The following is a 14,537-nucleotide window of genomic DNA, read 5'->3' as shown; positions in this document are numbered from 1 at the left end:
TTGACAGGTTTAATTGATAATCGGCTTATTCTTTGTTTTGGGGCGCTGGGAGAAATTAAATGCACGCACTTACGGTGGGAGAGGCGTTTTTAGATAAGCTGGAAGAGCAAAAACATGGTTCACACTCGGAGTGTGTGCTCACATACATCGTGACAGGCGAAATGACTGTTGCCCATCGCGCTCCTTTTCAGGTTTTACCTGGCATGTTTAATATTGTGCCGCCCGGTGTCCCTCATTCCTTGCTAGAGGGGAGTGGGTTACAGGTTTTGTGGTTGAGCTTCTGTCCAGATTGTTTGAGTTTAACATCAAGTGACTTAATGATGCCGTTTGAATGTGTCAAAAGGGGGGAGCTACCAGCACGCAAAACCCAACAGAATAGACGTGAATTTATCGTCACATTATTTCATGAGTTGATGGTGGCACAGCAACGAAAACTCGCTTTAGAAGTCCAGCGCAGCTTTGTCATTCTATTATTAAATGAGCTTAATCAGGCAAGCGCATTGGCGTCAAACCAAACCCAATATAATGCAAAGGTTGAAAGCGCACTGGCTTATATTCAAGCTAATTTTCTACAGCCCATTGGGTTAAATGAAGTGAGTACGGCTGTGTATGTTAGCCCCCCATATCTGGCGACCCTATTTAAGCGAGAAACAGGCTATACAGTAGGACAATGGATCACTGAAAAACGTTTGGCTCAAGCCTGTACTCAGCTATTACATACCGCTTTACCTGTCTGTCAGTTGGCTGAAACATTAGGTTGGAGTGACACCACACATTTTATTCGGCAATTTAAAAAGCATTTAGGTCAGACGCCGGCGGCGTGGCGTAAAGAAAATAAAAAGTAGTTTTTTCTCATACCCCAAGATGCTTTTAATTGCCCAATTAGCTATTAACTTGGTGGGCTTAATCGAAGGTTGGGATCTCCCTTACAGTCTATCAATGAGTTATTGGTATTTCCTTGATGGTGAAGGCAACGGCCTGCTGGCAATAATCACCAATAAACAGACAGGTAGCTACAATCCAAAACGCTAGGGCCATGACGATATCATGGCCTTTTTTGGTGATTTAGCAGAGCAAATCTTTAAGACTGCGGTTAACTAGCTGGTCTGCTTGTCGTGTGGTTTCTGGCAGGCGATACTTTGGAGTGAGCTTATGTATCCATGCGACCGCCGTATCTATGCTTACCCTGTGTCCAATTGAAACAAATACGGGCTTAATACCGTCTTGTGTTCTCAGTACTTTTCCAATACACGTTTGATGATCTATTAAATCTGTGCAGCTGCCTTTTTGGCTCTCTGGCATCTGATATTCACCAACTAATTTGGTTTTACCACACCCTATAGTTGGGATATCAAGTAAAACGCCTAAATGGCTCGCCATCCCGAAACGCTTTGGGTGTGCTATGCCGTGACCGTCACAGACAATTAGATCAGGCGTGACAGAAAGTTTCTTGATAGCACTGAGTAATGGCGGTATTTCTCGAAAAGAAAAAAGTCCTGGAATATAAGGAAAACTTATCGATTCTACAACACTACAGGATTCGATCACTTCAAGTGTTTTTGCATCTAAAAGTACAGCTGCACCAACAACTTGGTTACTGTCTTCATCATAGGCAACATCGACACCAGCTATTGTGTCTATATACGCCAATTTATCAGAGGTAATGACTTTGTCGGCGAAGGATGTCTGGATCTCTATTGCTTGTTCTTCGGTTTGTGGTGCATCGTATTGGATCATGCTGACTACTTAAAATGGACAAGATTGACCAATAGAATAGGGATTAAAAATCTAAATTCAATGGCATTGAGCTTTAATTGGGCAAGTTTGAGAGTGTAAGTACCTTTACACCTTTACATATTGTGCAAAGGCATAAAGATACTGGCAATTTCAATAGTTAATAGAGGTTCTAAAGTCATATCTAAACCCAACAGACAGCGAGTCAAAATCTTGGTTGTTGGTATAAGATTTAGTCAGGTATTCAAAGTGCACGCGCAGTGGTGGTGTGGGTAGCCACTCCAAAGTTAAATTGTACCCGTCATAACTTTGATTGTTTGGGTCGCTGTTGTTATAACCATCGTCAAAATCAAAATAGCCGGTTTTGAGCTTATAGTATTTACTCAACTTGTAGGCAAATGACAAATCTAGAGTTGAGCCATCTCTATCCGCAACATTTTCTCTTTCATAGGTTTTATCTTGATAAGACACTGCGGCATAAAACCTGTCGGTAAACTCATATGCCAAAGAGCCTGCCCACAGCGAGTTTTCGCCAAGTCGCACTTGCTGGTCGTATACATCATTCATTTGATAGGTAATTGCGGCGTGTAAACCGTCTTGGTTATAACTGACACCCGCATTAAATAAGTCATTGTTATTGTCATTGTTGTCGCCATCAAATTGGCCGACAGCAACAAAAGTAATAGGACCAGTATCAAGACGATAACTAATTAGATTATCGACAAAAAAGAGGCTTTCAACATCGTAAGCAAAAGGGCTATTTGCATGATTAAATATGTCGACATACTCGGCAATAAACAGGTATTGAGCAGGGCGTTGTTTACCGATGCCAAAGCGCCCAACAGGCGTAACAAGAGCCGTATAAGCGCGCCGTGAACGGCCAAACTCTCCGGTATTTTGGACATCAATACTCCATTCTCCGTGCAGTTCTGCGGCCCAGTCATCATTAAACCTGTGGGTGGCCTTAACGCCAGCATGAGATAGGGCATCACGTACATCGTATTGGTCTTCACCTCTATCTTCAATTCGGCCGAAAGTTGGGCGCATGGTTGCATATACATCTAGGGTATGAGTTTTGGTCTCAGTGTTAACTTTAGGCGCCGGTTTTTCTGTCTTAGCCACATCTTTAGGTTGGGGGTTTTGGGTTATAAATCGTCGTTTCAGTTCTGCGAGCTGGGCTTCAAGTGCTTTGATATCTTCCATTGTGACTGGTCGGTTATCATTTGCAAAAACCGGGTAAGCAAATGAAGAGCAAAGGAGTAAAAATACAAAAGGAGAGCCACTCGCTGTTTTCATAGTGTTTAAACCAATTAGTTGCGATAAAGCGAATTATAGACAACACTTTTCGATGATGACTGATTTTTTTTGGCGAACAACTATGAAGATTAGAACCAAGTTTTCAGTCGCTTCTGCGCTGGTGGTGTTTATTATTATCCTAGTGTTCAGTGGCTCCACATACTGGTTTATCAACAATTCAATGAAGCAAAAAACAGCAGCTTATGTTGCGGATACGACGCAGTTGCTGGCAATAAGTATCAATAACTGGCTGTCTCAAAAAGCTGCGCAAGTACATTTAGTTAAAACACAGTTAGACGTTGACTTTAGCGTCGAAAATTTTCAAAAGGCACTGAACACCCCCTATTTTAGTAGCTCATTTTTATTGGCATTTGGTACAGTTGAAACGGAAACTGGACTCAGATCAAATAATCCAAATCGTCAAAACCCTCCCGGTGTCGATTTTAGGCAACGCGCTTGGTACACGCTGGCAAAACAGCAGGGTAGAACAGTGTTCACCAGTCCTTATGTTGATGCCGCGACAGGCGAGTTGCTACTTTCAGTGGTATCACCGGTCAACTATCAAGGTCAGTTTAAAGGAGTGATAGGTGGTGATTTAAGTTTGACGACGATTGCCAACAGCATTAATGCAGTTGATTTTGACAATACTGGTTTCGCATTTTTAGTTGATAAAGAAGGCGAGATTATTTCGCATCAACAAACAGAGCTGAATGGCAAAACATTGCGAGATATCTCTCCAAACTTGTCACTGTCAAAATTGCAATCGGTGCTTGAGGTGAAGGTTCAGGGGAAAGAGCATATTGTGTATTATTACCCTTTAGATGATCAATATGGAAACGAGTGGTTTCTCGCGGTGATGCTTGATAAAGATAAAGTGTATCAAGTACTAAATCAAATGACGGTCAATACATTTATTATTGCGATCATTGCCATTGTGTTAGGCTCTCTAACGATAAGAACATTGGCTATTCATTTATTGAAACCATTAAAAGAGCTTGAGGCTGCGATAACAAATATAGCTTCAGGCAGTGGCGACCTCACGCAGCGTTTATCTATAAAAAATGACGATGAGTGCGGCAAGGTGGCACAGCAATTTAATATATTCTTAGGTTCATTACATCAACTTGTGTCACAAGTGAAGCATGGTACGGACATTGTGGTATCAAGTAGTGACGCGGCCAGAGAGTTGGCGACACAGTCTAGCTCTCGCTTGCAGGAGCAAGTCGGTTTAGTGGAAAGTTTGGCGACTGCAATGCATGAAATGAGTACGACTTCTAGTGAGATCGCAGGCAGTGCACAAAATGCAGCCAGTTCTATTACAACAGTAAATGATAAAACACGTGATGGGCAGCAGGTTTTCTTAGAAACGAAAAAGGAAATCACGGCACTGTCTGAAGAAATTAATGAATCTCACGCTATGAGTACGCAGCTAGCAGAGTATAGTCATAGCATCGAGAACATTCTATCGGTGATTAATGGGATTGCAGAGCAGACCAATTTACTTGCACTAAATGCTGCAATTGAGGCCGCAAGAGCGGGTGAGCAGGGGCGTGGATTTGCTGTGGTCGCAGATGAAGTCCGGTCTTTGGCGACAAAAACCCAAGAGTCCACAACAGAAATCAAAAGTATGATTGAGCAAATTCAGGTATCTTCAAACCAAGTGCAAAATGCGATGGGAGCAAGTCGGGATAAAACACTACTGTGTGTTGAACAAACAGAACATGCAACACAAATGCTTAACGAGATTTCCGAGTCGGTGAAAGATATCATGGATCGCAATATTCAAATTGCAACGGCCATTGAAGAACAAAGTGTGGTGATCGAAGAGATCAATAAAAATACCGCCAATATTAATGATATCAGCGTAGAAGTAGATAGTTTCTCGAGCCAGCAATATGAAGCGAGCCAAGAGCTGGCACAACAATCTCACGAACAAGAAGTACTGCTTTCAAAGTTCACTCTTTGACATAGGTAGGTGTTTTCAGTCGATTAAAAAGCACGTATCATTTTAGTTTAATGAAAACACCTGTGCTTGAGGAAGAGTTTATGGCCATATGGGTTGATGCAGATGCCTGTCCTGTCGTAATTAGAGAAATTTTGTTTCGTGCCGCTGTACGGACACAGGTTACTGTGACCTTGGTTGCCAATCAGTATTTAAAAACCCCCCCTTCTCCCTATATTTGTAAACTACAGGTGAGTGCGGGTTTTGATGTGGCTGACAATGAAATTGTAAAACGCATGTCTGCGGGTGATTTGGTGATAACCAGTGATATTCCTCTGGCAGCAGAAGTTATTGAAAAAGGTGGACTGGCGCTAAGCACTCGAGGGGAAATGTATACCACAGAAAATATTCGTGCTCGCTTAAATATGCGTGACTTCATGGATACATTAAGAAGTAGTGGCGTGCAAACAGGAGGGCCACCACCATTGAGCCAAAGCGAAAAGCAACAATTTGCAAATTGTCTAGATAGATGGTTGCAGCAGCACAAAACAAATCAAGCTTAACTTCAATGTGCACAGCCTTCATCAGCAAAATTGGCTGTGTGCTTACCTACCTCTTACTAAATATTATTTATTGATTTATCTCTTGCGATTGTATCGAGTTTATGGACATTATTACTCTGTCTGAAATTTGAGATGACGGTGCCGAGCTGTCTAACCGCTAAGGAGTATTCAATTGATAAGAGCGATGACAAAACAAGACTTTAGAGAATTCTGGCCTGTTTTTAAAGATGTCATATTACAGCAAGAAACCTATGCATTTGACCCTCAAATGGATGAAAACCGTGCTTATCAGATTTGGTGTGAGGAGCCAATCAAAGCTTTTGTCTATGAAGATAATGGACAAGTGATGGGGAGTTACTACCTCAAAGCGAATGCTATGGGTCCGAGTGACCACATCTGCAATTGTGGTTATATGGTTTCACCGCAGGCACGAGGAAAGGGGGTGGCAAGAAAATTATGTGAACATTCACAACAACAGGCACTCTTTCTGGGGTTTCGAGCCATGCAGTTTAATTCCGTGGTGTCGAGCAATCAAATTGCCGTAGCACTTTGGGAAAAGCTAGGTTACGAGATCATTGGAACTATCCCTAAAGCTTATCGACACCCCCACTTAGGTTTGATTGACAGTTACATAATGTATAAGTGGCTAGAGTAAAAAACTAAAAAGGCGTCAATATGAACAAGGACTTGGCATTTTATTATTTAGCAGATAAACCCGAGCATTTACCGACTGTGGCAGCTTGGTACTACAAGGAATGGTGTGAGCAAAGTGGCCGTTACTCCCTAGCTGAATTAACTGAAAAGCTAGAAAAGTCGTTAAGTAAAAGCGAGTTACCCGTGAACATTGTTGCACTTGAAAATGATGAGTTGGTTGCTGCGGCCGAATTAAAGATCCGAGAAATGGAAGCGTATCCGCAATACGAACATTGGTTAGGTGGGGTATATGTTGCCCCCGAAGCGAGAGGCAAGCAGTTGGCCACAGCATTGGTTAGTTATCTTTTGGATAAAGCTAAAATGGCGAACATTGAGACGCTTTATTTGCAAACTGAGCATTTGCAAGGTGGTTTGTATTGTGAGCTGGGGTTTAAGCCCCTATTTGAGACTGAATCAAAAGGTTATCAGGTATTGGTCATGAGCAAAGAGTTATAAGGGATGAGATGATCACGGGCATTAACCACATTACGCTATCAGTGTTGAATTTGACGCGTTCCATAGAGTTTTATCAAAACTTGGGGGCGAAGGCACATGTGCGTTGGCAAAGTGGCGCATATTTATCTTTTGGGGAATTGTGGCTGTGTCTTAGTATTTGTGAGCAGCCAAGTAGTAAATTCAATGCGCATGAAGACTATACACACATTGCATTGAATATTGAGCCAGAAAATTTCGTTGAATACCAGCAAAAGGTTGAGCGTCTAGATATACAACACTGGCAGCAAAATAGGAGTGAAGGCGAGTCTCTTTATATTCTTGATCCTGATGGTCACAAATTGGAAGTGCATGTGGGCTCAATGCAAAGTCGCTTAAATAGCTTAAAAGCCAATCCCTACAACGAGTTGGTATGGTATGAAGAACATTAAGTAGACCATGATAAGGCATTATTGGTATTTTAAAATTAGCAATAGATATTCCGTTAATGTTATTACATAACAATGGTTTACCGTGTTTTTTTCGACTGCTAAAATTGACATTATGACTAGCACTAATTATATTATCAGCTCATTTTATAATGCTAAGGTGCTAGTTTGAGCGTCAGAATAATTGTCAACGTTATGCTTATGATAGTGATTGCTTTGCAGTCAGTATCTTCGGTTGCGTCGTTGTCAGATCTCCATTTAGTTGACGCACAGCATTTGCAAACCACTCACCTACATCAGCATAATGAACGTGTAACAACGGTGGTGGAATTTGATGAGCATGGACATGCAATTCAGGATTGCCACCATTGTGGCCACTGCTCTGGAAGCCACACTTCTTGGGTAACAGTTCAACCTTCGACAAATACTATTTTAAAAACGTCTTTAAGTACTTTTACAGTCCCTGATGCGCAGATACGCAAAAGAGTCGAGTCAAAATATAAACCTCCCATCTTATCTTAAGCATTTAACTTTTAGTTCGTCGAGTGCCGCTTAGGGCTGAAATTCGGCGAGCGAATAAATTAAACGCTTAGTTACAGCTATACCCCAAGCCAGATCTGGCTATATAGACTAAGTAAATAAATTCGTGGATTTTTATTCACGTGGTTTTGTCATGCCGATAACGCGTCCACATGTATATGGAAGCGGCATTATCTTGTGCATGACTTTGCCGCCCGGGCTCATGAACTCGTAACCAAGCCTAGGGTTGGCAAATGGAGGTTTTATTAATGAACATAAATGCAAAACGACACTTGCAACTCATTCTTTTCCTTTTTGGTATAAATAATACAAGTATATTGGCCGCGTCTGCGGAGCATGAACACTCGGCACAAGTGGATAGCCATGGTGATGCTGCGAATGATCATCAACATGAAGAAACGCATAAACATGGGACACATGAGAATGCGCTGGAACATGAAATAAACACAGTTGTTTTAAATAAAGCACAGCGCTTATTGGCTGGTATTGAAGTAGCTGATATTTATCCAAAAGAGTTTCACCTGAGTTATTACGCACCAGCAGAAGTAAAAGCGAATGGCTATACCAGCTATATAGTGTCTCCAAGAACAGAGTCAGTGGTGGTGAGCCGTCATGTAATATTGGGTGAAAAAGTTAAAAAAGGGCAAAAGTTAGTTACCTTGTTTAGTCATGACATGGCGCAAGCTCAAGCCAATTACTTGCTGGCAAAAAGTGATTGGGAGAGAGTAGAAAAACTGGCGAGCAATGCTATCAGTGAGAGTGAGCGAGTTGCCGTGAAAACCAAATACAGTGCGGCGTACGGCCAACTTGTTGCGTTAGGGCTGAGTGACTTTGCAATAAAGTCACTACAATCCTCATCCAGTGATACGCTGGGACAATATTCGCTGGTTGCGCAACAAGCCGGGATTGTATTGAAGGATGAGTTTTCTCAAGGGCAAAGAATTGCTGCTGGAAGCGCATTGATGTTATTAGCGGATGAAACCACACTCTGGGTTGAGGCCAAGCTGTCTGTTGAAGCGGAACTTGAACCAAAAAATATAGCGACTGCTTTAGTTTCATTCAAAAACTATGAATACGTTGCCAAAGTGATCCAGCAAACACACACCATAGATACCAAAACACGGACTAAAATTATTCGTCTTTCAGTCGAAAATAAAGACGATGTATTGCATGCAGGCATGTTTGTCGATGTGAACTTTATTGTTCCCTCTGCGCAAAAAGCAATGTTAGTACCTGAATCGGCTGTAATGCGCAATGAAGAGCAAAATTGGGTTGTTTTTGTTGAGCAGCCTGACGCGTCGTTTTTACCAACCGAAATACGTTTAGGTTCTCAAATTAATGAGGATCGTATTGTGTTTGGCTTGCCAAGTGGTAGCCGTATTGCAGTTAAGGGCGCATTTTTTATTGCTTCAGAGTTCGCTAAAAGTGGCTTTGATCCGCATAACCATTGAGGGTAAAAATGATGCTAAATAATACTATTTTATGGGCGGTCAATAATCGATATCTAGTCCTTATTGCGGTTGTCATACTCATGGTTGCGAGTATTTTTTCAGTTCAGAAAATAAACTTAGATGCCTTTCCTGACGTGACTAGCACACAGGTTGTTGTCAATACAGAAGCCCCGGGACTTGCTGCGCAAGAAGTCGAGCAATTGATCACCTTCCCGATAGAGGCTGTGATGTACGCATTGCCTGATGTAGAAGAAGTGAGATCTATCTCTAAAACCGGCCTGTCAGGTGTTACCGTTGTGTTCAAAGAAGGCGTGGATATTTATTTCGCCAGACAATTGGTATTTGAACGTCTACAAGATGCTAAAGAGTTGATCCCTACAGGAGCTGGCACGCCAAAGATGGGGCCAAATACATCAGGGTTAGGACAAGTATTTCAGTATCTCTTGGTTTCAGAAGAGGGTGCAGGCTTTGACAAAATGGCATTGAGAAGTCTCAATGATTGGCTTGTAAAATTGTTACTGATGCCAGTTGATGGCGTAACGGATGTGCTGTCATTTGGTGGTGAAGTTCGACAGTATCAAGTCAATTTAAATCCCAAAAAGTTATTGGCATATCAGCTGAGTCAGTCAGATGTAAACGCTGCGTTGGATGAAAATAATGTGAATGCAGGTGGCTGGTATATGAACCGAGGGCAGGAGCAGTTAGTGATCCGGGGCGCAGGTTGGTATGCCAGTGGAGAGCAAGGAATTGCACAGATTGCGCAGGTACCCGTTAAGGTAGTCGATGGGACAGTGATCACAATTGCCGATGTAGCAAGTGTTGGGTTTGGTACAGAAATACGCCAGGGCGCAGTTACCATGACACGCCGTGATAGCGCTGGTGATGTGCGCGCTATGGGGGAAGTGGTCTCTGGCATCGTACTTAAACGAAGTGGTGCAAACAGCAAAGATACGATAGACGCGATCCACCAAAGGCTTGACTACATACAGCAAGCGCTGCCCAAGGGGGTAAAACTAATTCCTTTTTACGACCAAGCTGATTTAGTAGAGCAAGCTGTAACAACCGTAGTCAAAGCACTAGGGTTAGCGTTTGTTTTCATCACTTTTATATTGTCGCTATTTTTATTGAATATAAGAGCAACACTGTTGGTACTTATTTCTATTCCATTGTCTATTGGGTTAGCGATGATGACCATGACTTGGATGGGCGTGTCAGCTAATTTAATGTCACTGGGTGGTGTTGCTATTGCAATCGGTATGTTGGTAGATGGATCTGTAGTCATGATCGAAAATATTGTGCGAAAGCTTAATATACGAGCTGACAAAGCGAAGGAAAACCAAGAGGGTATTGCTACCTTGGTAAGTAACGCTGCTCAGGAAGTTGCACGTTCGATCTTTTTTGCATCTTTGGTCATTTTAATTGTGTTTTTGCCTCTATTTAGTTTTGAAGGAGTTGAAGCTAAAATGTTTGAACCTATGGCCACGAGCATTATGCTCGCGATTGTTTTTGCGATCATCGTGGCTTTAACGATTGTTCCTGCATTGGCTTGTATTGTTTATCGGCTAAATTTTAAGCCCCGAACCCATCAGTTATTTACGCGTTTAGAGACAGTTTATCGAGCAAGTTTGTTAAGAGTTATGTCCAGCAAGCGAGTATTGCTAGTGGCTTTGATTGGTTTAATTAGTCTCAGCGCTTATTTAGCATCAAAAATAGGTACTGAGTTTATGCCTGAGCTCGAAGAAGGGACCATAAACTTACGTGTAACGCTGGCCTCATCAGCTAGTTTAGATACTGCGCTGAGCGTGGCGCCCAAAATAGAAGAAAGGTTATTGGCTTTTCCTGAAGTCACTTATGCGTTGAGTAGAATAGGACGTGCAGAAATAGGTGGGGATCCGGAGCCAGTTAATAATATAGAAATCTATATAGGGCTAAAGCCAATTGAGCAGTGGCAAAGTGCTCATAGTCGCTCAGAATTACAGGCCCTTATGAAAGAAAAGCTCGAAGTGTTTCCTGGGGTATTACTGAATTTCTCGCAACCAATTGCAACGCGCGTTGATGAATTACTTTCTGGTGTGAAAGCACAGCTGGCAATTAAGCTATTTGGTCCTGACCTTGAGGTTTTGGCTGCAAAAGGAGCTGAACTAGAGCGGGCAATCAGTCAAGTAGAGGGAACTACCGATGTGGCCATGGAGCAAATTACTGGTGAGGCGCAATTATTGATAACACCTAAAAGGCAGGCTTTATCAAGATATGGTCTATCGGTTTCAGATGTGATGTCGATTATCAATGATGGTGTTGGAGGCCGCAGAGGCGGTCAGATTGTTAATGGTAATGAGAGATACGATATTTATATTCGTCTGGAATCACAATTTCGCAAAAATGCACAGGCCATTGCTGAGATGACCTTACTGTCTCCGCAAGGAGAATGGATTAGATTGGGTGATGTAGCAAATATTGAGCTGAGTTCTGGTGCAGTGCAAATTAGACGTGATGATGTACAGCGGCGTGTAGTCATACAAGCGAATGTGCAAGGGCAGGATATGGGGAGTGTTGTGGCCAATGTTCGACAGCAAATTGCATCAAATGTAGAGCTGCCAGCAGGGTATACAATCTCAATTGGTGGACAATTTGAAAGTCAACAACGAGCGCAAAACCGTTTGCAAGTGATAGTTCCTTTGTCGATATTACTTATTGCACTGATGTTGTTCTTAGCATTTAATTCTGTGAGGCAAGTTGCCCTCATTTTGTTCAATATTCCGCTTGCGATTGCCGGGGGGGTTATTGCGCTCTATTTCTCTGGTTTGTATTTATCAGTTGCCAGTTCAGTAGGCTTTATTACGTTATTTGGGGTTGCAATTTTGAATGGTGTAGTGATGATCGAAAGCATCAATGCGAGGTGTACTAATCAGGGACAGCTGTTGGCTGTTTTAGATGGAGCAACATCAAGATTACGACCAGTGCTTATGACGGCAACAACATCTGCATTAGGTTTGATACCTATGATACTGTCGCAAGGTGTTGGGGCGGAGCTGCAAAAACCCATTGCGATTGTCGTTGTTGGCGGTTTGGTTAGCTCGACATTGTTAACCTTATTTGTGTTGCCAAGCTTTTATCCTGTTTTTACAACGAAAAAAGGGCGTGCTAAATCTAATTTGAACTAACATGCAACCATATATTAGGCTCTTCCTAGGGCCTAAAATTTGGAGTGTATTAAAATGGTACGGCAATTTGAGAGTTTTAACGAGTTTTATCAATTCTACCTGACTGAGCACAGCGATAAAAATTGTCGACGAATGCACTTTATCGGCTCGGCTTTAGTGCTTGTCACACTGTGTGTGAGCATGATCTTGCAGCTATGGTCGCTGCTGATACTTCTTCCTTTTTTTGGTTATGGCTTTGCGTGGTTTGGGCACTTTTTTTTCGAAGGAAATAGGCCCGCCACTTTTACTCATCCATTTTATAGCTTGTTAGCAGATTGGGTGATGTTTAAAGATATCATCACCCGCAAAGTGACTATTTAATGGATGTATTTGGCTCTGTCTTTACTGGTTGGTTAAGCAGATAAACAGCACATAGTGCAAAGGCTCCACCAAGAAACATTGTTAAACTGAGTGACTCATTAAAATACCAAATGGACATACCCATAGCTGTAACTGGCACGATAAAGATAAAAGAGCTGGAACGGCTTGGGCCAAGTTGTTGTGTTGCTAAAAAGAAAATGCTGGTGGCAATACTGACAACGATAATTGACAAGTAAAACATGTGATACCAATAGGTGGCAGAGTAGCTTGTAATGTTTTGTATCGGTGATAGCTCAAAGGCAAATACATAACTTAATAGAGTTGCCCAAAAGTACATTAACGTGCTGAAGGTAAGAAAATCGCAAAATTTTGTACCCTGCTTACTGATAAGTGTTAAGAATGCCCAAGTCAATGATGCTAGTAAAAAGTACGCATTACCGGACGCCAATACTTGCGCGCTATCAAAGTGCCAAACTTCAATCATTAATAAGCCACCAACTAAGCCTATCACGCAGCCGAGCACTTGCTTGGTAGATAAAGCAATGCGCAGAATCATAGTGCTAAGAATAATCGTAAATATCGGATTGGTTGTTGTAACTAGCATACCACCTTTACCAGGCAATCCGTCGAGCAAGCCGAGGAAGAAAAACTGGTTATACATCGCCATTAGGGTACCTGCTGGCAATGACCAAAAGATGGCTTTGTTAGAGCAAAATAATCTCTGCAACTTAGCTTTTTTTACAAACAATAAAATTGGCAACATACTAATTGTGGCTAGTGCAATACGGTAAAACACAGTGACTTTTGCGGGAGCCATATCGGCAATAATTTTTCCCGATATCCAGCTCGAACCCCATATCAGCATGGCAGTGATCAGAGCAAATATGACGCTTGTGTCCTTGGATGAAGTGTCTAGTACTGTTGTGGACATTATTTTCCTCGCAAATCGAAAGATCAGGCTTAAATGTTCGCGGTTGATTTAAGGTTGATAGGATTGATGTGGCGCTAGAGTAACACTGCTTTACTAAAAAACTTACATTAATCGATGAAATTGTATACTTTATTTAATTAATGTGATTAAGAATAGCTCAGGTAGTATATATGTATTACACATGATTATTTAATAAGCACAGTAAGGGGGGATTTGTCGTTAAAGTATTTTAGAGCTATATACTGGGTTGGTAAGTGCATTGTATAAAACTTATTCTTATAAACAGAAAATGATATCTGTTCAAAACTGAGAAAACACCGGTTACACGCATACTGTAATGCCCCGTAATTGCATTTAATCCTAATATCCCTATAGTTGCACATAGATTATCCAGTTTGAGGGAAACGCTATGTCTGCTAAGGTAACCGTTACATTTATTAATAAAACAGATACACCAATGTTTGCGTTCTTATGCCAAGAAAACCAGATACTTGCATTGACCCTTACGCAGATTTTTCCGGGTTCTGCGTATAGATTGTCTGAAGAAGTTGATAGTTTCGATGATCTACGAGTTGGATTTGGAAACTCTTGGTCAGAAGCGGAACTTGAAATGCAATTAAATGTAAAAAGAGGCATAACCGATTTCAATGTTACCTTGGATAGCGAAGGGGCTATGGAAATAGTCACAAATGGCGATTTGAAATTAAAGCGTAAACATTACTTTTATGATGTGGCAATTGGCCATTAGTTAGGTTTGATACCAAAAGCCCTTTTAAACGATTGCTTAGTAGAGCGTAGATTAAGATAGCGATACTTATCTGCGTTCAAACGAATTGATTGAATGGTCCTAGCACATATATCTCTAATCCCCACTTTTAGTTTAATACTTATTATTAAATTGCACTTTTTATAAAAAAACTCTTGATCCAAATTTGGATCTCCCTATAATGCGCACCCACTGACACGGCGGGACGCAAGCAAAAAC

General features: G+C 41.6%; 14 protein-coding genes. 11 read left to right on the top strand and 3 right to left on the bottom strand.

Going from position 1 to position 14,537, the window contains the following annotated elements:
* Window positions 1–59: 59 nt before the first annotated feature.
* Entirely contained in the window at window positions 60–845 is a 786-nt protein-coding gene (locus tag J8M00_RS06245) for an AraC family transcriptional regulator (RefSeq protein ID WP_211009474.1), read from the top strand.
* Between the two features lie 220 nt (window positions 846–1,065).
* On the opposite strand, the gene nfi is transcribed toward J8M00_RS06245, so the two are convergent.
* Both nfi and J8M00_RS06235 read right to left on the bottom strand, forming a co-directional pair.
* Window positions 1,066–1,737 (bottom strand): deoxyribonuclease V, encoded by a 672-nt coding sequence (nfi, locus tag J8M00_RS06240; RefSeq protein WP_247687269.1) that lies wholly within the window; start codon window positions 1,735–1,737, stop codon window positions 1,066–1,068.
* Window positions 1,738–1,887: 150 nt separating this feature from the next.
* Window positions 1,888–3,030 (bottom strand): porin, encoded by a 1,143-nt coding sequence (locus J8M00_RS06235; RefSeq protein WP_211009473.1) that lies wholly within the window; start codon window positions 3,028–3,030, stop codon window positions 1,888–1,890.
* 82 nt (window positions 3,031–3,112) lie between these two features.
* Here J8M00_RS06235 and J8M00_RS06230 point away from each other — a divergent pair, with 82 nt between their 5' ends.
* The 9 genes from J8M00_RS06230 to J8M00_RS06190 all read left to right on the top strand — a co-directional run bounded on the left by J8M00_RS06230 (window position 3,113) and on the right by J8M00_RS06190 (window position 12,621).
* Window positions 3,113–4,996 (top strand): methyl-accepting chemotaxis protein, encoded by a 1,884-nt coding sequence (locus tag J8M00_RS06230; RefSeq protein WP_211009472.1) that lies wholly within the window; start codon window positions 3,113–3,115, stop codon window positions 4,994–4,996.
* 80 nt (window positions 4,997–5,076) lie between these two features.
* The gene (locus J8M00_RS06225; protein WP_023401347.1) at window positions 5,077–5,535 is read left to right on the top strand and encodes a YaiI/YqxD family protein; all 459 of its coding nucleotides are present in this window, start codon (window positions 5,077–5,079) and stop codon (window positions 5,533–5,535) included.
* A gap of 172 nt (window positions 5,536–5,707) precedes the next feature.
* Window positions 5,708–6,190 carry a GNAT family N-acetyltransferase gene (locus tag J8M00_RS06220; protein ID WP_211009471.1) on the top strand — a complete coding sequence of 161 codons (483 nt, stop codon included), beginning with the start codon at window positions 5,708–5,710 and terminating at the stop codon, window positions 6,188–6,190.
* A gap of 20 nt (window positions 6,191–6,210) precedes the next feature.
* Window positions 6,211–6,684 carry a GNAT family N-acetyltransferase gene (locus J8M00_RS06215; protein ID WP_211009470.1) on the top strand — a complete coding sequence of 158 codons (474 nt, stop codon included), beginning with the start codon at window positions 6,211–6,213 and terminating at the stop codon, window positions 6,682–6,684.
* 8 nt (window positions 6,685–6,692) lie between these two features.
* Window positions 6,693–7,112 carry a fosfomycin resistance glutathione transferase gene (locus J8M00_RS06210; RefSeq protein ID WP_211009469.1) on the top strand — a complete coding sequence of 140 codons (420 nt, stop codon included), beginning with the start codon at window positions 6,693–6,695 and terminating at the stop codon, window positions 7,110–7,112.
* 165 nt (window positions 7,113–7,277) lie between these two features.
* On the top strand, window positions 7,278–7,631 hold the full coding sequence (locus J8M00_RS06205; protein WP_211009468.1) for a hypothetical protein: 354 nt from the start codon (window positions 7,278–7,280) through the stop codon (window positions 7,629–7,631).
* Window positions 7,632–7,897: 266 nt separating this feature from the next.
* On the top strand, window positions 7,898–9,100 hold the full coding sequence (locus J8M00_RS06200; protein ID WP_211009467.1) for an efflux RND transporter periplasmic adaptor subunit: 1,203 nt from the start codon (window positions 7,898–7,900) through the stop codon (window positions 9,098–9,100).
* A gap of 11 nt (window positions 9,101–9,111) precedes the next feature.
* Complete coding sequence (locus tag J8M00_RS06195) at window positions 9,112–12,261, top strand: efflux RND transporter permease subunit (protein ID WP_211009908.1); 3,150 nt, start codon at window positions 9,112–9,114, stop codon at window positions 12,259–12,261.
* Between the two features lie 54 nt (window positions 12,262–12,315).
* A complete protein-coding gene (locus J8M00_RS06190; protein ID WP_211009466.1) occupies window positions 12,316–12,621 on the top strand; it encodes a DUF962 domain-containing protein in 306 nt (101 codons plus the stop codon).
* On the opposite strand, the gene J8M00_RS06185 is transcribed toward J8M00_RS06190, so the two are convergent.
* On the bottom strand, window positions 12,614–13,552 hold the full coding sequence (locus J8M00_RS06185; RefSeq protein ID WP_211009465.1) for a DMT family transporter: 939 nt from the start codon (window positions 13,550–13,552) through the stop codon (window positions 12,614–12,616). The genes J8M00_RS06190 and J8M00_RS06185 overlap by 8 nt on opposite strands.
* 409 nt (window positions 13,553–13,961) lie before the next feature.
* On the opposite strand from J8M00_RS06185, the gene J8M00_RS06180 reads away from it, so the two are divergent.
* Window positions 13,962–14,300, top strand: a complete 339-nt coding sequence (locus tag J8M00_RS06180; RefSeq protein ID WP_211009464.1) for a hypothetical protein — start codon at window positions 13,962–13,964, stop codon at window positions 14,298–14,300.
* The last annotated feature ends 237 nt before the right edge of the window (window positions 14,301–14,537 follow it).

The organism is Pseudoalteromonas luteoviolacea, assembly GCF_018100925.1.
In the GTDB taxonomy this organism is placed as follows: domain Bacteria; phylum Pseudomonadota; class Gammaproteobacteria; order Enterobacterales; family Alteromonadaceae; genus Pseudoalteromonas; species Pseudoalteromonas obscura.
The sequence above is the reverse complement of the archived record's forward strand: the minus strand, read 5'-3'. Positions and strand labels throughout refer to the sequence as shown.